Source organism: Nitrososphaerales archaeon (assembly GCA_025058425.1).
GTDB lineage: Archaea > Thermoproteota > Nitrososphaeria > Nitrososphaerales > JANXEG01 > JANXEG01.
In genome coordinates, this window is record JANXEG010000002.1 from 13,715 (window position 1) to 34,119 (window position 20,405).

The following is a 20,405-nucleotide window of genomic DNA, read 5'->3' on the forward strand; positions in this document are numbered from 1 at the left end:
TCTATAAAGGCTAAAAGGATTATTAACGATATCACGTCGCTATATTTATAAATTCTTGGTTACATTCATTCCTTCGAACTCTTCATCCTCCTCGCCATCTCGACAAGGTTTTCTAACAACTCTCGAACCTTCTTTCTCGTCTTTTCATCGATCAACTTTAATTTTTCATCAAACTTTTCTTCAGCTAATGGGACCATGACTTCAGGCCTATTTATTGGATACATATTCAAGGCTACTAAAACCTGCCTAAGGTGGTACTGGGCGCGCGCCCCTCCAAAAGTTCCGACAGATACACTCATTATTGCTACGGGCTTACCCTCGAAAGAATTATCTCCATAAGGTCTGGAAGCCCAATCGATGGCATTTTTCAGTACTCCCGGGAAAGAATAGTTGTATTCTGGTGTTACGATAAGGATCGCATCTGCCCTCTTTATCCTTTCTTTAAATTCTTTAACTTTGGCTGGCATATCATCTTCAAGATCCTGATTGTAAAGAGGAATCCCTTCAATATCAAAGATCTCTAATTTGGCATTCTTTGGCATCAATTCCGCAGCATTACGTAACAGCGCCTTATTATAAGAGCCCTTTCTTAAGCTTCCAGCAAATCCTAAAACTGTGATCTGATCTTCGATCATTTTACCTAACTATATTCTCTTTAGTATAAAAATATTTTTACTTAATAAAATGATGTCATTTATAGAATGTGTATTACGATGCAATTCTACCTTATGAAATATCCATTGGCTCCATCGGATTTGTTAAAGGATAAAATTCCGTATGAAATTAAGATTTTAGCTGATATCTAATCCCTATCCATCCTCTTCATCTCTTAATAATCTGAAAAGGATTATGAGTTTGAATCTTTTAAGACTATCAACGGGCAAGTTATTGAATTCGAAGCCCGAGCGAGCAGCTCTTGAATTGAGCCAAATCTCTACGAATCATCTTATGGTTGAATAAGAATAGTTACAAAATTACTCTAAAGATACTTTCAATCTATACTGAGGATTGATTAAAATTATAACGTTTCAAAGGAAAGCTTATGTTTAAGTGTTTAGATCAATGATTAATAACTAAGACTAAAGTGTAATCGTGAAGATCACATGTTAAATAAAGAGGTTGAAGAATCGCTCTTAATGGCGCAGAAGAGTGAAATTACTGAACATTTTATCTATAAGAAGTTAGCAAGATCCTTGAAAGGGCCTAATAAGGGGATCTTGGAGCGCATTTCGAATGATGAGCTTAGACATTACGAGTTTTGGAGCACATATACGAAAAAGGATACAAAGCCAAATAGAATCAAAGTTTTGATGTATCTTTTAATCTCAAAGATCTTTGGAATAACCTTCGGGATGAAGATTATGGAAAAGGGTGAAGAGAAGGCTCAGGAAAATTATAAGAAAATATCCAATTTTGTACCAGATGCGAAGGATATCATGAAGGATGAATATGAGCATGAAGCACAACTTATGAATCTGATCGATGAAGATAGGCTGAAGTACGTCAGCTCCATAGTCTTGGGCATAAACGATGCACTTGTGGAACTTACAGGTGCTTTGGCAGGGTTTACATTCGCTTTTCAAAATTCCCGATTAATTGCTATTATAGGATTTATCACCGGGTTGGCAGCTTCACTATCGATGGTCGCATCTGAATATCTATCGATCAAATCGGAAGGTAGCGATAAAGAACCCTTTAAAGCGGCATTGTATACAGGGATCGCCTTTATCCTTACCGTTTTATTCTTAATATCTCCATACGTTATTCTTACAAATGTCTATATCTGTCTCGGTTTAACACTGATCTTTGCGATCATCATCATTTCCTTATTCACCTTCTATATTTCGATTACAAAAAACCTATCCTTTAAGAAGAGGTTTTTAGAAATGGTGATCATCAGCCTTGGGATAACCTGTGTAATATTCATCATCGGATTTCTCGTAAGGATCTTTTTAAATATAGAAGTATAGCTACAATGGCTTATTCTGAATTCTAATCTTCTTCTTAAACTTGTATTGCTTAACAAATCATAAATGCACTTAACATTTATTCGATTTACGTTAACCTTAGGAGGATCAAGAAGGTATCGAGTCATTAAAAACTTACTGAGATTGGTGCCAAGTGCGCAGAAAAAAAATTTTAATTTTTAAAAAATCCGACACTAAAAATGACTCGATAACCTTCTTATACCCCCTCAGCCAAGAAATTCATCCTACCTCTTTACCAAGGTATGTGAAATTACTAAAGATGTTTGAGCAGATTCACTTTCTTACACATCAGGTATTTTAAACTTATTGGCGGGCCTGGTGGGATTTGAACCCACGACCTACTGGTCTCTCCTGTAGGGTTTAAGAGCCAGCCGCTCTTCCTGGCTGAGCCACAGGCCCCATCGAATAATTCTAAATGGAGCTATTTAAGATTAAAACTGAATCTGTGAAAGAAATCCCTTCTACGATCATCGTATTTACCTTTATAGGTAAGCTGGCCGATTCAATCATTTAATGTGTCCATTAACCTTTGTAGGCTTAGGGTTGCGGGGTGTTGAGAGCCTTACTTTAGAAGGTTTGGATACCATAAAGGTGGCTGATGTGGTATATCTGGAGGTCTATACGAATCCGTTGAGCGAATCATCGATCGATAATATTCAGAGATTCTTGAATAGAGAGGTTAAAGTTGTAAAGAGGGAGTTTGTAGAAGATGGTAGGGCAATAATCGATCAGGCCAAGATCTATAATGTGGTGTTGATCTCGATGGGGGATCCGATGATCGCTACTACACACATGGATTTAAGGGTGAGGGCCGAGATGAACGGTGTAAAGACACGTGTTATACACAATTCATCGATCTTGACCGCGCTACCTGGTGAGACAGGTTTACATACTTACAAATTTGGAAAGGTCGTGACTATGACGAGAAGCGCATCCACACCGATAACTACAGTCTATCAAACGATTTATAACAATCTTTTGATGGGGCTACATACAATCGTATTACTCGAATACGATTATTATTCAAACTTCTTCCTTAAACCTCAAGATGCATTAAGAAGCCTTTTGCAGATGGAGGATATCCTTAAACAGAATATATTCGATCGAGACACATTCGTTATAGTAGCCTCGAGGATCGGTAATCCAGATCAAAATATCTTGGCTGGAAGGCTCGATGACCTATTAAGAAAGGATTTTGGAAACCCACCTCATACACTGATAATTCCAGGGGAGTTGCACTTTACAGAGAAGGAGGCCCTAAAGATCTTATTGAAGTTAAAGGATGATGAGATCATCGACAATTCTACGAAGGTCCGTCGAATGGCTGTATCTATGGTAAATAGATACGTGGAGAAAGCAAGAACCGCTTTAAAGAAGGCTATGGATAAATGTGCGAAGAGATCTGATGAGCGTTTTAAACTACTCTTTGAGAATGTAGCGTGCTACCTTTCAGACTCGATCCGTTTCCTCAATGAAGGGAAGTTTGAGTTGGCCATTCTAAGTGTAGGTTATGCTGAAGGTCTGCTCGATTCATTAAGGTTCACTGGACAGTTAGAGATCGAATGGTAGTAACCATAAATATTAGGGTTGATAAATTCCATAAAGCTGCCGTGGTGGAGATGGAGATGAAGACCAATGGCCTCACACAATCCCAAAGAAGGATCCTCGGTAGAATCTATTGTAACAGTATTGCTGGATATGTAAATAGAGTTGAGTATTTGGCCGAACAACTCTCTTATGATGTTAACTATTTAGAGGTACTTTGTAAAGATTTGGTGGATAGGGGGTTGATTGTAGAGGTAAATGGGGAGTATCGACTCACCGATAAAGGTAGATCCTCGATCGTAGTGGTATTCACAGGGGGTGTCTTCGATATAATTCATCCTGGCCATATATATACGTTGGAATCATCGAAGAATCTGGGTGATGTGTTGGTAGTATCGGTAGCAAGGGATAAGACGGTTATAGAGAGTAAGGGTAGAAGCCCGGTAAATCATGAGAAAGAAAGGGTAAAGCTGGTAAATTCTTTAAAATATGTAGATTTGGCCCTTCTGGGTAGTGAAAAGGATATCTTTGAGATAGTTACTCAGGTCAAACCGGATATCATCACCGTAGGTTATGACCAGAAGCATGATGAAAGGGTCTTGATCGAAGAGTTGCGTAAAAGAGGTATAATCGTAAAAGTAGTAAGATTGACCACACCGATGCCCGATATAAAGAGTTCAAAGATCAAGAAGGATGTGGAAGTTATGAAGAGCTTTTGAACCAATCGACGCTTGTAGAATAAACCTTGACCCTGACTAGATCACCATCTTTAAGATGAAGCTCCTTTCGAATTGAAATGGGTGCGATTATTTCGATCACAGAATCATCGTAATGAGTCCTCTCCGAAAGTACTACTGCACACTTCAATGAATCGTTGATGAGTGCTGGGAAGCATTTCGCACCACCGTAGGTTCTATGCTTATCCTCAAATCCCTCTATAGCAATACCTTGATATCGACTCAATTCACGCTTTAATTCTCGATCGGCAGCAGAGGTCAATCTTACATTTAATGTGCCGGGATAGGGGTCGAAGCCGAGCTTTTGAATAAATTGGCGTCGATAACCTTCGAGCGAGATATAGTATGCTCCTTCACGAAGTCCTGAGAATACACATCCTTTAAACTCAAAGACCTTGGGCGTCGCTTCTAAAATACTTCTCATCGATGAGTATATAGAAAGAAGCGCTTCGATACCCTTATCGGTGAGCTTCACATATCTTTCCTTACCGCTCTTCATCCTAATAATGTAACCAACCTTTTCCAGCTCACAAAGGTACTTCGAAGCTGCCTGTTGAGACCTTTCCAACCTCTTTGCCAATTCGATAGTGCTCAATCGAATCGCCTGATCCTTCGCACCTAATAAAAGCAATTCGAGGAGTGTTAAGAAGTGTGTCGGTTTGACCGATTTCAAACCTTTCTCAAACCTTCCTTAGAGATCCTATGCGCTTCCTTAAGTACTTTAGGGTAATCGACCCCAATATATCGTATAAACTTTAAGATATCTTTTACCGTTACTCTATGGCCAGGGCTTACATAGTATGGTTTAGCCCCCTCACTCTTCACAACGTATCCTACCTTCAAACCATCTACAATTATAGGTGCAAGATTTCCACTATACTTACCTACCTTACCTATGAGGAGTGACTTCGCTACACCTAATGTGGGCTTATCCATCAATACGCCGATGAAGACCGCGAGTCCAGCCTTTCTTGGATGTGCTAAACCATGACCATCAACGAGTAAAAGGTCTGGAAGTTTCTTCAATCTATTCAGAGATTCGATCATCAAAGGTGCTTCACGCATAAATAAATAGCCAGGGATGTAAGGAAAGCAAGGTTGGGCGATATACGTTGATACTTCTACGACTTCCTTCTTATAGTTATTCCAAACTACTGAAGCTGCACAGGCCATTTCGTTGCTATACGCTACATCCAATCCACAGATATTTTCAACCTCTTCGATCGATAAAGGTGTAAGCTTCACACATCTGGCGATTACTTCTTGAACTCTGCTGAGGAAGTTAAGTGTAGCTTTATCACATAAACCCTTATGGTTCATAGCGTTCCTTATATTCATCTTCTTTTGAAATCGCTTTTAAGAGTCGGTCGATCGATGTGAGAATTTGAGATCGCCTCACTTCTTCCGTTATCGCCGAGCGTGTCTCTTCGACGAGTATTCTTGCTACATCCAACTTTTTCCTCACACCCTTTGCTACATGCTCATATATTGCGAAAGGTGATAATAGTGTGTAGAGTTGCTCCATTATAGTGAATAGCTCGAGTGCTTCATGATTCTTCTCCTCTCTGATCCTGTCATAAATCAACCTCCTTAATTCGCCTATCGCATCGAGTAAGCCTAAGATGTACGATATGCCATTTACATTGAGAGTTTTATGAGAAGGTATCGTCTTTTTTGATACGATGGAGTATATAGTAATAGCTTCAACGTACTCTCCCTCCGGTTGGATAAGGTATTGGCTAAAATTACCTTTAGCGACCTTCCTCAATACCTTTAACTTATCCTCCACCAACTTAAGATTATTCTCAGCCTCTCTCGGTCTATGAGTATGTATATTGACTATAGCTCTTGATGAGAGAGAAATCGGCTCTCCCAAATCTCTAATTAATTTATCTCGCATCTTTACCGTTCGATTTAATTGGCGTGAAATGACCTTTAACGACTTCTCCACTTCTTTTAGGCTCATGTAAGTTCATACTATAGAAATTAGGCTGTATAAGATAAGTCTTCTTCAATGTAAGAGTTTCAAAGGTTTGATAGGGGTTGAAGGATACTTCGTCACTATCTGCAAAACTTTATCAAAATAATTAAGTACTTATATAGAATTTGGTTTATGGAGGGTGAGGCTGTTGAGCAACAAAGAGGAATTCATAAAGGAGTATAATAAATTCGTGATAACACGCTATAGTGAGCCATTTCCTCTGATCATCGTTAAAGGAAATGGTGTTTATCTCACAGATATAGAAGGAAAGGAATACCTTGACTTCTGGGCTGGCATAGCTACGGTGAATGCTGGACATAATAACCCAAAGATTCAAGAAGCTGTGAGAAAACAGATGAATGAACTGGTACATTGCTCATCCCAGAGCTACTATACCATTCCAGCATTGGAGTTGGCGAAGAAGATCGCTACTATAGCACCTTTTCAACCATGCAAAACGACATTCCATACGAGTGGATCGGAAGCGATCGATGTAGCGATCAAGATGGTTAGAAGATACACGAAGAGGCATGAAATCCTCGCGTTACAGGGTTGTTACCATGGGAGGACTTATGGGGCACACTCGATCGGCACCCCGGTGAGTGTTTATTCAAAGTCGTACGTCATGGGCCCATACGCTCCCGGTGTCGTTCACGTACCCGCTCCCTATTGCTATCGCTGTAGTTTAGGTTATGAGTACCCTCGATGCAACATTCAATGTGCAAAGATGATCGAAGATATCATAAACTTCGGCTCTTCGAGAGATATAGCTGCATTCATCGCTGAGCCGATCCTTGGAGTTGGTGGGATCGTAACACCTCCCGATGAATACTTCCAAGAGGTTAAAAAGATCCTCGATAAGTTTAATATACCCTTCATATCGGATGAAGTCCAGACCGGTTTCGGTAGGACTGGAAGGATGTGGGGCATTGAGACTTATAATGTTAAGCCAGATTTGATGGTACTTGCAAAAGCATTGGGGAATGGTTGGCCAATCTCTGCTGTTGTTGCACATGAGCAGATCGGTGACTCTCTAGAACCTGGAGATCACTTCTCAACATGGGGAGCGAATCCAGTGATGTGTGCTGCAGCTTCTGCGACCATCGATTACATCGTGGAGAATAGATTATGGGAGAATGCGAAGAAGATGGGTGAATTACTGATGAAGAGGTTGAAAGAAATGGAGAGTAAGTACGATATCATAGGTGAAGTAAGGGGGAAGGGTCTGATGATCGGTGTTGAAATCGTTAAGGATAAAAGGACCAAAGAACCGCTACGTGATAAGTGTAAGGAGATTCGCAAACGTTGTGCCGATTATGGACTCGTGGTGGGCTTCGGAGGGTTCTGGGCCAACGTCATAAGAATTCAACCCCCACTAACGATTAGAGAGGAGCATGTCGATAAAGCTATGGAGGCCTTTGAAAGAGCAGTAAAGGAAGTCAAAGATATGTAGATGATCAAAGTAATGAATGTAGCTCTCATAACTCAATATACAACAAGTTCTAATCCTCATAACTATCACGCGGGCAGAAGTTTTTTGAGCCTTTGAGCATATAAATTGTAAGGCCATTAGGAATACTTATAATGGAGTCTTTGATCGGATAAAGATAGGCAATGACGACGGTTCTAAAGGTAAGATCGTTCGGCTCTTTGATAAGTGAAGTCATTAAACCTGGTCTATGTACTGGTTGTGGTGCTTGTGTAGCCTCATGCCCCATTCTTATCTTAACTATGAAGGGTGATCTTCCGACGATCGTAGATAGGTGTATCAATTGTGGAATCTGTTACGCCCAATGTCCACAGACGAATTACTCAATGGAGGAATTCGAGAAGAGCTTATTTGGTAGAGTGAGGAGAGATGATGAGCCCTTCGGAGTTTATAGATCCTGCTTTTCGGCTAGGGCTTTAAACTTAGATGTTAGAAAGGGCGCTACTCATGGTGGTTTCGTCACCGCTCTGCTCCTATATATGATGGATGCTGGAAAGATCGATGGTGCGATTTTATGTTCGACGAGCGATTCTGAATTATGGAAGGCCGAACCTAAGGTCGCTGTGAGTAGAGAGGATATAATCAATAGCGCTGGTACAAAATATACGATTTGCCCAATGATTCTAGGTTTATCAAGGGCTGTAAGGGAGCTCGATAAGAGGAATGTGGCATTTGTAGGTACAGGCCATGAAATAGTAGCTATCAGAAAGTCCCAATTGGTAAAGAATGAATATTGGAGTTTGGGAGATTATGTCAAGTTGACCATCGGTCTATTCTGTGTAGAGCGTTTCTCTAATAGACTCATAAAAGAATATATTCCTAGTAAGGGCATCAATCCTGGCGAAATTACGAAGTTTCACTTAACCGAAGATAGCTTCATAATTTACAGTGGTGATAAAGTCTTACTTAAAACTCCCATCAAAGAATTGGATCCCTATGTGATGCCATGTTGCTATAAATGTTCATCATCAACGGCCGATCTGGCCGATATATCGGCAGGAGGTATAGGATCAGAACCGGGCTGGACCACAGTAATAATTCGAAGTAAACGAGGCGAGGACCTCTTTAATGAAGCCTTAAATGCGGGTTATATTGAAGCAAAACCCTTATCGCAAGATGGTCTCAATACGATCGTCGAATTCAGCACATCCAAAAGGAGATCGGTGAAGAAGGGTCCTTAAGCCAATAGAAGGATGGTTCATTACCTTGTATGGAAGATTGAAAGTAGCTAAGTTTATAAATCACTGACTTCCTTTAAAGTAAAAGTGGCCTTGTCACCACCTATCGACTTTAACGCATTTATTACATTCCTCCTCGCTTTGATAATTGGTATAGGAACGGGTATCCTAGGCTACATAATTAGTAGGTTAATAACACCATTAAAGCGCTATGATAGCAAGTATGAGAGGTTCGAATGTGCGAATCCAGCGGTAGGTAAGGGAAGAGGTTGGTTCATGATGCAGTACTATAGCTATTTAATAATCTTCCTAACGATCGAACCGATTATGATATACTGTTTCGTCTTTCTTATGGTGGATCGCACATTCTTCTTAAATGCGGTTCAACTCTTCATAATTATCTTACTTATGTTGATCCCGCCCCTCATCTTCGGCCTCGATGCATCAAGAAGGCTTGAATTATGGAAGAGTGCATAGTAACTTAGCAGCTTAGTATAACTCTAAAATTTTCAGTAGTTAAAGAGTGATCTGATATCAAGATATCAACTTGCAAAGGATTTCGGATTCTATGTATAATGGTTAAGATGATGATACCGAAATGATCTATAATGAAAATACCATTAACAAAAAGCCAATAAACGAACACATTTTTAGGTGGGGTATGTAATGGTTCAATGAGGGATGAGATTATGCAGATCTCAAAAGGTCTCGATTACCTTGATGCTGAAAGGCCACGTGTCGTAATCTTTTGTGGAAAGGGTGGTGTCGGTAAAACGACCTGCGCGACAGCTACAGCATTCCATTTTGCAAAGGTTGGGTTAAAAACCCTTATCATATCGACCGATCCGACACCTTCACTATCGGATATATTTGAAGTCAATGTGAGAGGGGTAGCGACTTCGATAAGAGAGAATCTTACCGCCATTGAACTCGATTACAACCTCGTTATTGAGAGGTGGAAGGAGAGGTTCGGCGATGAAGTCTATGCGGTAATTTCCTCATTCCTACCAGTGGGAAAGGAGATCATCGATTATATAGCTGGTGCGCCAGGTATCGATGAAGAATTTGCATTGAGCTATGTATTAGAATTCTATGAGAGAAAGGATTACGATGTAATCGTCTGGGATACGGCACCGGCCGGAGGGACCCTATCTTTGATTAAACTACAAGATAGATTCTACAGACATCTAGAAGATGCTGCTCGATTGTACATTAAGGTACGCCATGCACTAGATTTACTCACTGGCGGAAGGAGAGAGGATCCATTGAAGATAATCAAGACTTGGAAGGATCTGGCTCAAAGGGTCTTCGATATGTTAAAAGATAAGAAGACTCATGCTATAATCGTTACCATACCCGAAGCGTTGGGGGTTTATCAGACGAAGAGGATAGTGAACGAATTCAAGGCTTTTGGGATTAATATCACTCGGATCATCATCAATTATGTAATTACTCAAGAGATTTGTAACTGTGATTTCCATAGAGAGCGTGCTACTATGCAAAAGAACTACATCCGTTTACTCGATGAATCGTATGGAGAGAGTATCGGATTGACTTTATTACCACAATTATCACGAGAAGTAAAGGGGATCGAGGCCGTTAAAAAAGTAGAAAGTTTACTCTTCCAGGATTGATAAAGCCTATAAATCTAAATCTAAAGATAAGATAGCCTTTTTTGCAGGTTTGAGCGAAGATTCATATTTATATCTTTCCAAATCGATGTTCATTTAACTACATGATTGGAAAACTACACAAAACCACTAATAAACCTTCTAGACCGAATCAGTTATAGTACTAATGTAATATAGTAACTTCGATAATCCATCTCTTCTTACATAAACTATTTACTGTCTATTCATTAAGCTTAAGTACTAGTCGTTTTATTTCAAGAGGTGAAATTAATAGGGTGCTTATCGATGCCCCCCTCATTGATGCAGAGTTTTTTTAAAAAAATTAGGAATATTTTCATACGAATCATCGAGAAGAGGCCGATTAAAGATATACGAGATTGGGGCATCTCTTACTCACTCTGGCCAGCCCACTTCACTACTGCATGTTGTGGGGCTGAGTTTGCAGCAGCTTCAGCCCCACGGTTCGATGCAGAAAGGTTTGGCTTCTTACCATTTACCTCTGCACGCCAATGTAATGTGGTCTTTATAGAGGGAACGTTATCTAGGAAGATGGCAAAAGCAGCCCGCATGGTCTTTGAACAGATGCCTGAACCCAAATTCGTCATCGCGATGGGTGCCTGTCCAATAGATGGTGGGATCTTTTGGAATAGTTACAATATCGTTTTAGCCCATGAAATTCTCCCCGTGGATGTATACATTCCGGGCTGCCCACCAAGGCCTGAAGCCGTAGCCCGCTCGGTTATGATGCTTCAGGATAAGATTAAGAGAATGGGAGGTGTGAAGTATGAAGAGCTTAAATGAAATCAAAGAAATGGTTGAGAAGGAGCTCGGAAGTTTGGCTATTAAAATAGTCAGCGAAGTTCCAAACGTTATTACAATCAATGTTGAAGTTCAGAACCTTTTCGAGGTCGCATCTAAGCTAAATCACATGGGTTTTGATCACGTTAAGGCAGTTACTGGTACAGATTATCCGGCTGAGAAGAAGATCGAACTCACATACCATGTATCATCCTACACGGATATGGATCTCGCTAAGGTAATAATCGCTCTAAAGGCGCGGTTGGATAGATCCAATCCCAAGGTCACATCTTTAGTAAAGGTGTGGCCGAGTGCAGAATATCTTGAAAGAGAGACTTATGATCTAGTTGGGGTTATATTCGAAGGGCACCCGAAGCTCGAGAGGCTTCTTCTACCAAGCGATTGGGACCAAATACCTCCTCTATTAAAGGAATTCAAGATAAAGACTGAGGGTATCGATGCATGAGCGAAGATCGATTCATGCAGGTTCTTATAGGCCCCCAACATCCCGGTTCAGGCCACATGCGCTTTATAGTGAAGATGGATGGTGATATCATCAACGAATTCGAACCCGATATAGGGTATGTTCATAGATCGGTTGAAAAGATCGCAGAGAGTAAGAGATACATCCAGATAGTACCATTGGTCGAAAGGCCGACATTGGCCGATACTGCCAATACCAATCTTGGCTATGTACTCGCTTTAGAGAAGTTATTAGGTATCGATGCCCCTCCAAGGGCACAGTACTTGAGGACACTTCTGGCTGAAATAAATAGGATTCATAGCCACTTGTACGGTTTGGGGATACATGGGATAATGTTAGGTTCATCGACCGTATTCATGTGGTGCTTTGCTGATAGGGAGATATGGATAGAACTCGCCCAAGAGCTTACTGGAGCAAGAATCACATACTCATACATCATACCGGGGGGTGTAAGGAGGGATCTTCCCGATGGGTTTGGTGGAAAGATCTCTAAAGCTGTAGCTTACATGGAGAGGAGGTTGAAGGATTATGAAAAGATATTCATTAACAATCCGGTCGTAACGGCGCGGCTCATCGGTATCGGCACCATTAAGAGAGAAGAGGCGATAAGGCTCGGTATAGTAGGTCCTAATCTAAGAGCATCTGGTGTAAAGTACGATGTTAGGAAGGTCGAGCCTTACTGCGCATACCCTGAAATGGATTTTGATATCGTCGTTAGGGAAGAAGGTGATGCTTATGCGAGAGTCCTCGTAAGGGTCGATGAAATCAAGCAGAGTATGAGAATATTAAAACAGATTGTGGAGAAGATTCCTAATGGACCTATACTCAATGAAGCCTACTTAAAGATGATACCTCCTAGGTTAAGAGAAAGGGCAGAGCAGAAGGGTATGGTCAAGATACCTGCTACATTTATAAATCTAAAACCTCGTAAAGGTGAGGCTGTATCACGTGTTGAAACAGGTCGTGGAGAAGTCATCTACTATATAGTGAGTGATGGTTCAACGAATCCGTACAGGTTCAGATTCGTTTCACCTTCACTCAGAAATCTGATCGCTTTTAAATACGTAATGCCGGGGCATAGGTTGGCAGATATACCCGCGATCTACGGTAGTCTAGATTATTTCCCACCAGATGCAGATAGGTGAGATGATGATCATCGATCAATTGGTCCGATTGATCCTTCTACCCCCAGTCTTCACGATCATCGTATTTCCAGGCCTAATCGCGGTATTGGTAGTAATTGTGTTCTTGATATGGCTCGAGAGAAAGATCGCCGCGAAGGTACAATTAAGGTATGGTCCATTATACATATTAAAGCCACTGGGTGGAGTGATACAGACCGTCGCAGACCTTCTGCGCTACCTCTTCGCTGAAGTTATAATACCAAGGAGGGCCGATAAATTTTCATTCATAATGGCACCGATCTTATCCTTCGGATTCGCCTTCATACCGATCGCTGCCCTACCGATAAGTTCGAGATACTTTGCCTTTAGAAGTGACCTAAGCCTACTCATAGTACTCGCTTTATTGACTATTGCACCCATATTCATTTTGATAATCGGTTGGGCGAGCGATAACAAATTTTCATTCATCGGCAGCTTAAGAGAAGGTTACATGATCATGGCTTACGAAGTACCTCTCTTCCTCTCAGTATTGGCCATGGCGATTTTGTATAACACGTTGGATATCATAGAGATCGTTGAAGCACAATCGAAGGGGGTCTGGGGCATCATCTTAAACCCATTCGCGGCCTTCACATTCTTAATATGCACATTTATGATGACGGCGAGATTTCCATTCGAAATCTCTGAGGCTGAGCAAGAGATCGTGATGGGGCCATTTACCGAGTATAGTGGGATTATATTTGGGCTCTGTATGTCTTACTCATACATCAAGCTTTACATCTTGAGCCTACTCTTTGCCTATCTCTTCCTTGGAGGCTGGTACCCGATAGTATGGCCACTTACGTTGAATCCGATAATGCCCGGGATTATTACGTTGATCAAAGGTTTGATCATAATGATCTTAGGAATATTTTTAAGAAGTGTCTATCCAAGGTTCCGTATAGATCAGACGTTGAGAATAGGTTGGGAAGGTATGTTCACTCTATCGATAGCTTCGCTCATTCTATCCTTCGCTTTGATAAATTTGGGTCTGGTGAGGTAGTATGATAGATAATCTGATGATCCCTAAACCTTCCACGATTAAGAGGCATCTAGAAGCGATGATTACCGCTTTAAAGTACATCTTAGCTAAGAATAGGTTGACATTCAGGTATCCTGAAGTGGTGCAGATACTACCAGAAGGGTATCGGGGGATGATCAAGTTCTATATCGATAGATGTATAAGTTGTACATTATGCGCGAGGATCTGTCCGGCCGATGCGATCAAGATGTATACGGTAGGGGAGAATAAGCTACCGGGTATAAATTACATGCGGTGCATCTTTTGTGGATTCTGTGTGGATATATGCCCAAAGGAGGCCTTAGAGTTTAGTAGCATACATGACCTGGCTTACTATACACGTGAAGAGCAGGTACAGAAGCCCATCGAATTCTCTAAAGGCCCATCGATACCAACATTTAAAAAGGAGCCGATGAAGCTTTTAGTCAAAGTTGATGAATCGAGGGGGTTAAAGTATGAACATACCTAACCTCGATCTGATCCTCTTTATAACGTTCGGGATCATCGCAATAATTTCATCGATCATCGTCGTTGAACATAGATCGCTCGTCTATGCAGCATCATTCTTAGCGATACTGGGCATAACGAATGCAGCACTCTTTATCTTACTCGGCTACGCACTCGTAGCATTGTTCCATCTAGCGGTATATGTTGGTGCGGCAGTTACGTTTATACTATTCTCGATAACGATGCTCAAGGAAGCACCACTCGCAGATAGACCGACGAGGATCTTGGCAACGATCGTTACCATCTTAATACTCATCACATTTACATTGATCCTACTCACTAACACAAATCTCAACATTCCCGCACCTAGCCTCATAGCGAATTATAAAGTACTCGCTACCACTCTCGTCACAAAGTTTTGGTTCCCCTTGATCATCGCTGCATTAGCGTTGATAGTAACACTTATTGAGGCCATTACCTTAGCTAGAAGGGAGGTGGGCACGTAGATGCTAACAGCTACCATGTTTTTATCGATACCACTTATAATGCTGGCGATCGGTATTTATGGTCTTGTTTCGAGGAGGAATATGGTGAGGATGCTCCTATCTGCTGAAGTCATCTTCAATGCAGCGTTACTTGCATTACTCACCCTATCTTCAATTCCACTATACGCAGCTACTCAACTCGATAAACCGGCGATAGGTGGTACGATCGCCCTACTTGCTATAGGGATTGCGGCCGCTGAAATCGGTGTAGCGATTTCGATAGCGATCCTTCTATTCCAGATTAAGCAACATATCGATGTTTATGAATTGAAGAAGTTTAGGGGGTGATGGGATGATCGTCTTAGATACTCCTTGGCTCTTCTCTACAGTCCTCGTTCCATTTATCTTCTCATTGATCATGCCATTCCTTGAGAAGAGGACGAATGTGAAGGTGGTAGCTGCTGTAAGCACACTTACACTACTGTACTCATTAGCGGTCATAACCCTACTTATGCTACGTTATGGATTGAGTAAGGGTATCATCGATCCCTTACACTTCCGCCACGATCTGATCGGTTCGTTAACGATGCTCCTTGATAGCGTAAGTGGACCGATCGCATTCTCCATAGCTCTGGTAACGAGCTTTGTAGCGATATACTCACTACCATACATGAAGCATAGGTTCGAAGAGATGGAGAAGGAGGGTATTCATCCACCTTCATGGGGCATTTACTATATGCTCTACGTGATGTTCTCAGCGGCGATGCTGGGTACAACACTTTCAACGAACCTCATTCAATTCTACATATTCTTAGAATTGACACTGATCCCGAGCTTCTTACTCATAGCCTTCTATGGGTATGGTGATAGGGTTAGAATCGCGATCATGTATCTAATCTGGACGCATGTGGGAGCCCTCCTCTTCCTACTGGGGGTCGTAGCGATAGGCTTCACAACCAAGGTATTCGATATATTAAATGTTGATGCACTCAAGTTTAACGTAGGTATTGGTGAAAGGCTCAAAGATCTAACGGTCCCGGTAGCGATAGCTCTGATGATAGGCCTATTCGTCAAGATGGCCGTATTCGGTGTTCATATATGGCTTCCATACGCCCATGCCGAAGCGCCCACGCCCGTTTCGGCACTATTGTCTCCAAACCTGATCGGTATCGGAGGCTACGGTCTGATAAGGATCGTCTACATACTATTCCCAGATACCTTCAATACAGCTTCACCATACCTCATAGCTTTGGCTCTAATCACGATAATCTATGGTGGGTTGATGGCTTTGGCTCAAGATGACTTCAAGAGACTCCTTGCATACTCGAGTATAAGCCAGATGGGCTACATACTATTGGGGATTGCAAGTTTGACATTCTTCGGCATCACTGGGGCAGTAATTCATTATGCTACTCACGCGGTCGGTAAAGCCGTCCTCTTCATGGTCGCCGGAACTATTATAGTTCAAGCACATGGCCTTAGGAGTATAAGTAAGATGGGCGGTTTTGCTACGGCGATGCCGATTACAGCCAGTTTGGCATTGATCGGTTTCATGCACATCACCGGATTACCACCGACACTCGGGCTTTGGAGTGAGGTATTGATCGTCTGGGGTGCAATCGGTAAAGTCCTTACCACATCGTTAATCATCCTATTGGTATTCGTCATAGGCCTTACGATAGGGATAGGTATATCGGCAGCCTATGCCTTCCTCACGATGAAGAGGATATTCTTCGGACATCCACATGAGCACCATGTGAAGGTTACCGAGGGTAAATGGGATATATTGATACCCATCATCATAATCGGTATCGCTGGTTTGATATTATTCTTCTATCCAGCCTTATTTATCGATCCACTTCGCCACTTTTACGATTCGTTGAGGGTATAATCTATGAACATATCCGAGGTCATTGCCCATCTAACATGGTTAGCACCATACATTGGGGCTGCATTATCACTTTCATTATCGGCCTTAAAGTTTGAAAGGGCCAGAGATTACGTCGCCGTCACTACACTCTTCCTCAGCGCACTTTCATCCACGATAATTCTACAAGAAGTTCTGAGCAGTCGTGAAGGCTTCTTACATTATTCCTACCCTTGGATTCTAACACTCAATATCACGGTCGGTGTTTACATCGATACATTGGCCGCATTTATGTCTCTCATAGTCGCCTGGCTCTGCTTCTTAATAGGGTTTTATAGCTTAAAGTATATGGAGGGTGATCCCGGACTTACTCGGTACTGGTTCTTCTTTAACTTCTTCACCGGAAGTATGCTCCTCTTGGTTTTGGCAGATAACCTCATACTTATGTTCATCGGATGGGAAGGGACTGGTTTAGCCTCTTATGCGTTAATAGGCCATTGGTATAAGGATGAAGAGGAGAAGTGTGTGGGCGATCCCGGTAGGGTTGCGCTCGGTACATCTATGCTCTTCACACCGAGCCACAGTGGTGTAAGGGCTTTGATATTTACAAGAATCGGTGATGTCGGTTTTATAATCGGTATAATCATACTTTACATGATCGTCGGTACCGTAAGTATACCTGAAATTGCGAAGAATGCCGAATTATGGGGGAGATGGTTAGCAGCTAGAGGACTACTCCTACCATTCTTACTACTATTCTCGTTAGGAGCCCTAGCAAAGAGTGCCCAATTCCCATTCCACGAATGGCTCGTAACCGCCATGACCGGTCCTACTTCTGTTAGCGCGCTTATACATGCAGCCACTATGGTTAAAGCTGGTGTATACTTTATGTTGAGATTCTCTCCGATATTCCATCTAATTTCACACCTCGATGGTGTTTATACCTACTTTACGATGATCGCATACATCGGTGCCTTCACAGCCTTCCTGATGGCATCACAAGCGATTGTAGCACGTGAATTGAAGCTCGTCTTGGCATTCTCAACAGCTTCTCAGCTCGGCTATATGTTCCTTGCGATCGGGGCTGCAGGCTTAATTCATGAGTTCGTCGAAGGCTTTCTTGCATCTTTTAACCATTTGATGAGCCATGCGATATTCAAAGCATCACTCTTCCTAGCAGCTGGAGGTATAATTCATACCGTAGAATCGAGATACCTTGATGATATGGGAGGTCTATCGAAGTATATGAGAATAACATTTACCTCAACCCTTATAGCGGCTTTGAGCTTATCTGGCTTCCCGCCTCTGATGGGCTTCTGGACGAAAGATACCATACTTGAAGTCGTTAGTAAATCTGGATTGATAATCCCCCTCATACTAGGGATATTAACCGCCGCTATAACCGCGTTCTACTCGATGAAGGTCGTTTTAAGGACATTCATCACCCCCGCATCTCACAACGTTGAGCATTTAATGAAGGAGCATAAAGTCCATGAAGCCCATCCGATCATGATGGTGCCCTACACGATCCTCGCATTAACCTCATTAATCGTTGGATCTTTATGGTACTTTATAGTCGGTAGTTTGAATAAAGCGATTACGAAGCATATCCTCGGTCTGGAGGAGATCCATATGAAATTCGCAGTCCATCTTGATCCCGTGATCACAACTCTATCGATATCGATGGTGATCATCGGTATTGGATTGAGTTTCGTTGCTTATACGGGTCCATCGTATGCGAAGCTCATCAACGAATCGTTAGCCACAAGGCCCCTACTCAGAGGTTTACATAGTTTCCTCTATGATCGATGGTATATAAATCCCATTTACTATAGGATTATAGTGAATGGATTTAGATGGTTCTCAAAGAGCATATTCAAATGGTTCGATACATTTATCATCGATAACGTCTATCACGTACTCATACCTAGAGTTACAACTATAACTTCAGCATACACATTTAGAACTGTAGAAACGGCTGGTATAGATCGGGGTTACAACAGCATTACGGTCAGGATCGCTCTAACCTTTTCAAATATCTTCAGAAGTATTCAAACGGGTAGAGTGAACCATTACATACTGATATTCCTCGTAGGATTCGCCCTATTCTTAACCCTAACATTCACGTGGTTGATTTAAAGTGTCCGCGCCGATCGAAACTCTGATGAATACTTTGGCTGTATTGCTCATAGCCTCTGGAATCATCACACCGACACTCGATTATACATTTAAAAGGAGGTTAAGTGCGTACATCGTCCTTTTCACCATACTTATCGCATTATTCATATCGTTATTCTTACTCTACTTGACATACAATTTTAGCGTGTTGCTTTATGATGGTGTAGTAAAGGTCGACTTTTATGGTGCATTTCTCGCTCTATTGGCTATGATCGGCACATTACTCGTCTTGATCGCATCTATGCATGAAGTAAGAAGATGGAGCACAGGGCCGAGCTTTTACTCCCTATTACCATTAACCCTTCTCGGTGTACTCTATACGATCTTCCTTAACGATATAATACTGCTCTTTATAGCATGGACATTGGTCTCTGTTGCTTCATACGCTCTTGTAGGGATTAAGAAGGATGAAGATTCACTCGAAGGAGCAGCGAAGTACGCTCTGATGGGTATCATGGCGACTACATTTATGCTCTTCGGTCTAGCATTCATATACGGTTTAACAGGCTCGACGAAGATTTCTGAAATGGTTCAATACCTAAAGCCTTTGAGTAACGAACCCCTCTTCCTCATCGGATTCATTCTCTTAATAGCCTCATTCAGCTTTAAGATCGGGGTTGTACCCTTCCATGGATGGTTACCAGATGTTTACGGTGGAGTACACCCGTCGTTGGTATCGTTTGTAGCTGGTGTAGTCAAGATAGTCGGTATCGCAGCACTCCTTAGAGTTGTATATCCATTGGCCCAGATAGTAGGTGAGGTGTGGTTGGTGATCTTTTCAATACTCTCGATAATCACGATGACCTTTGGGAATATCGCCGCTCTGGTTCAAAGAAATGTCCAAAGGATGATGGCTTACAGCAGTATAGCACATGCTGGCTATATCTTATTGGGTTTTGTAGCAGCTATAGGTACGGGCTATCTTTATGGCCTTCAAGGTATAGCTCTACATATCTCAACATACGTATTTGCAAAGATAGGGATCTTTGTAGCCCTCGCATACCTAAGTAGAATGGGTCTAAGGCTAGATCTTGAAGGTTTAGGTGGGTTGAGTAAGAGGATGCCTATAACATCTATATCGATCACGATGCTATTATTAAGCCTCATAGGTGTACCGCCATTGTTAGGTTTTTGGAGTAAATTCCCATACCTCTTTTTATCGACGATAGATATAGCACCATGGCTTACATTCATCGCGATTGTAAATAGCGGGATCTCGGTAGGTTACTACGTTCAAGTGATAAGATATATGTTCTTTGTAGGGAGTAAAGTAGAAATTGTTGAAAGTATCAAAGATCCAGAGTTTATAGTGATTCTTATCACTACACTTGCAACGATCATACTCGGTTTAGGGATCGCTCCCCTTATAGCTTCAACTTTGACTTTGTAAAGATGATCTATTAGAAGACTCCT

21 protein-coding genes and 1 tRNA gene are annotated in these 20,405 nt (G+C 41.7%); 17 read left to right on the forward strand and 5 right to left on the reverse strand.

The annotated features are described in order from the left end of the window. Nucleotides 1-65 precede the first annotated feature (65 nt). Nucleotides 66-635 carry an NAD(P)H-dependent oxidoreductase gene (locus NZ896_00315; protein ID MCS7115900.1) on the reverse strand — a complete coding sequence of 190 codons (570 nt, stop codon included), beginning with the start codon at nt 633-635 and terminating at the stop codon, nt 66-68. Nucleotides 636-1,103: 468 nt separating this feature from the next. Between NZ896_00315 and NZ896_00320 the strand changes: the two genes are divergently transcribed. Further along, nucleotides 1,104-1,970: a VIT1/CCC1 transporter family protein gene (locus NZ896_00320; GenBank protein MCS7115901.1), complete on the forward strand. Its 867-nt coding sequence runs from the start codon at nt 1,104-1,106 to the stop codon at nt 1,968-1,970. Between the two features lie 325 nt (nt 1,971-2,295). Here the strand turns inward: NZ896_00320 and NZ896_00325 are convergent. Further along, a tRNA-Lys gene (locus NZ896_00325) sits at nt 2,296-2,387 on the reverse strand. A 114-nt stretch (nt 2,388-2,501) separates the two neighbouring features. Between NZ896_00325 and dph5 the strand changes: the two genes are divergently transcribed. Both dph5 and NZ896_00335 read left to right on the forward strand, forming a co-directional pair. After that, nucleotides 2,502-3,557 carry a diphthine synthase gene (dph5, locus tag NZ896_00330; protein MCS7115902.1) on the forward strand — a complete coding sequence of 352 codons (1,056 nt, stop codon included), beginning with the start codon at nt 2,502-2,504 and terminating at the stop codon, nt 3,555-3,557. Further along, nucleotides 3,551-4,252, forward strand: a complete 702-nt coding sequence (locus NZ896_00335) for an adenylyltransferase/cytidyltransferase family protein (GenBank protein MCS7115903.1) — start codon at nt 3,551-3,553, stop codon at nt 4,250-4,252. The genes dph5 and NZ896_00335 overlap by 7 nt, the downstream gene beginning before the upstream one ends. Here the strand turns inward: NZ896_00335 and NZ896_00340 are convergent. From NZ896_00340 to NZ896_00350, 3 genes are read right to left on the reverse strand one after another with little or no spacing between them, the layout of a single operon-like run. Then, on the reverse strand, nt 4,236-4,943 hold the full coding sequence (locus tag NZ896_00340; GenBank protein MCS7115904.1) for a CTP-dependent riboflavin kinase: 708 nt from the start codon (nt 4,941-4,943) through the stop codon (nt 4,236-4,238). The two genes, NZ896_00335 and NZ896_00340, sit on opposite strands and share 17 nt — an antisense overlap. Then, nucleotides 4,940-5,608, reverse strand: a complete 669-nt coding sequence (locus NZ896_00345; protein ID MCS7115905.1) for an endonuclease V — start codon at nt 5,606-5,608, stop codon at nt 4,940-4,942. Before NZ896_00345 ends, NZ896_00340 begins: the two co-directional genes overlap by 4 nt. Continuing rightward, on the reverse strand, nt 5,580-6,236 hold the full coding sequence (locus NZ896_00350) for an RNA-binding protein (GenBank protein MCS7115906.1): 657 nt from the start codon (nt 6,234-6,236) through the stop codon (nt 5,580-5,582). The genes NZ896_00345 and NZ896_00350 overlap by 29 nt, the downstream gene beginning before the upstream one ends. Before the next feature lie 163 nt (nt 6,237-6,399). On the opposite strand from NZ896_00350, the gene NZ896_00355 reads away from it, so the two are divergent. The 14 genes from NZ896_00355 (at nt 6,400) to NZ896_00420 (ending at nt 20,382) form a co-directional block, all read left to right on the forward strand. After that, nucleotides 6,400-7,704 (forward strand): aspartate aminotransferase family protein, encoded by a 1,305-nt coding sequence (locus NZ896_00355; GenBank protein MCS7115907.1) that lies wholly within the window; start codon nt 6,400-6,402, stop codon nt 7,702-7,704. 161 nt (nt 7,705-7,865) lie between these two features. Continuing rightward, nucleotides 7,866-8,921, forward strand: coding sequence for a Coenzyme F420 hydrogenase/dehydrogenase, beta subunit C-terminal domain (locus tag NZ896_00360; GenBank protein MCS7115908.1), 1,056 nt, complete (start codon nt 7,866-7,868; stop codon nt 8,919-8,921). Nucleotides 8,922-9,011: 90 nt separating this feature from the next. Further along, a complete protein-coding gene (gene ndhC, locus NZ896_00365) occupies nt 9,012-9,395 on the forward strand; it encodes an NADH-quinone oxidoreductase subunit A (protein MCS7115909.1) in 384 nt (127 codons plus the stop codon). Between the two features lie 212 nt (nt 9,396-9,607). Beyond that, complete coding sequence (locus tag NZ896_00370) at nt 9,608-10,552, forward strand: ArsA family ATPase (protein MCS7115910.1); 945 nt, start codon at nt 9,608-9,610, stop codon at nt 10,550-10,552. Between the two features lie 282 nt (nt 10,553-10,834). Continuing rightward, complete coding sequence (nuoB, locus tag NZ896_00375) at nt 10,835-11,350, forward strand: NADH-quinone oxidoreductase subunit NuoB (protein ID MCS7115911.1); 516 nt, start codon at nt 10,835-10,837, stop codon at nt 11,348-11,350. Then, nucleotides 11,334-11,813: an NADH-quinone oxidoreductase subunit C gene (locus tag NZ896_00380; protein MCS7115912.1), complete on the forward strand. Its 480-nt coding sequence runs from the start codon at nt 11,334-11,336 to the stop codon at nt 11,811-11,813. Before nuoB ends, NZ896_00380 begins: the two co-directional genes overlap by 17 nt. After that, nucleotides 11,810-12,976: an NADH-quinone oxidoreductase subunit D gene (locus NZ896_00385; protein MCS7115913.1), complete on the forward strand. Its 1,167-nt coding sequence runs from the start codon at nt 11,810-11,812 to the stop codon at nt 12,974-12,976. Before NZ896_00380 ends, NZ896_00385 begins: the two co-directional genes overlap by 4 nt. 4 nt (nt 12,977-12,980) lie before the next feature. Continuing rightward, nucleotides 12,981-13,997, forward strand: a complete 1,017-nt coding sequence (gene nuoH, locus NZ896_00390) for an NADH-quinone oxidoreductase subunit NuoH (GenBank protein MCS7115914.1) — start codon at nt 12,981-12,983, stop codon at nt 13,995-13,997. 1 nt (nt 13,998) lies between these two features. Then, nucleotides 13,999-14,484 (forward strand): NADH-quinone oxidoreductase subunit I, encoded by a 486-nt coding sequence (locus tag NZ896_00395; GenBank protein MCS7115915.1) that lies wholly within the window; start codon nt 13,999-14,001, stop codon nt 14,482-14,484. Next, a complete protein-coding gene (locus NZ896_00400) occupies nt 14,471-14,968 on the forward strand; it encodes an NADH-quinone oxidoreductase subunit J (GenBank protein MCS7115916.1) in 498 nt (165 codons plus the stop codon). The genes NZ896_00395 and NZ896_00400 overlap by 14 nt, the downstream gene beginning before the upstream one ends. After that, a complete protein-coding gene (nuoK, locus tag NZ896_00405) occupies nt 14,969-15,295 on the forward strand; it encodes an NADH-quinone oxidoreductase subunit NuoK (protein MCS7115917.1) in 327 nt (108 codons plus the stop codon). Nucleotides 15,296-15,299: 4 nt separating this feature from the next. Then, a complete protein-coding gene (locus tag NZ896_00410) occupies nt 15,300-16,838 on the forward strand; it encodes an NADH-quinone oxidoreductase subunit M (protein ID MCS7115918.1) in 1,539 nt (512 codons plus the stop codon). A 3-nt stretch (nt 16,839-16,841) separates the two neighbouring features. Beyond that, nucleotides 16,842-18,953 carry an NADH-quinone oxidoreductase subunit L gene (locus NZ896_00415; GenBank protein ID MCS7115919.1) on the forward strand — a complete coding sequence of 704 codons (2,112 nt, stop codon included), beginning with the start codon at nt 16,842-16,844 and terminating at the stop codon, nt 18,951-18,953. A gap of 1 nt (nt 18,954) precedes the next feature. Next, a complete protein-coding gene (locus NZ896_00420) occupies nt 18,955-20,382 on the forward strand; it encodes an NADH-quinone oxidoreductase subunit N (protein ID MCS7115920.1) in 1,428 nt (475 codons plus the stop codon). Nucleotides 20,383-20,405 lie beyond the last annotated feature (23 nt).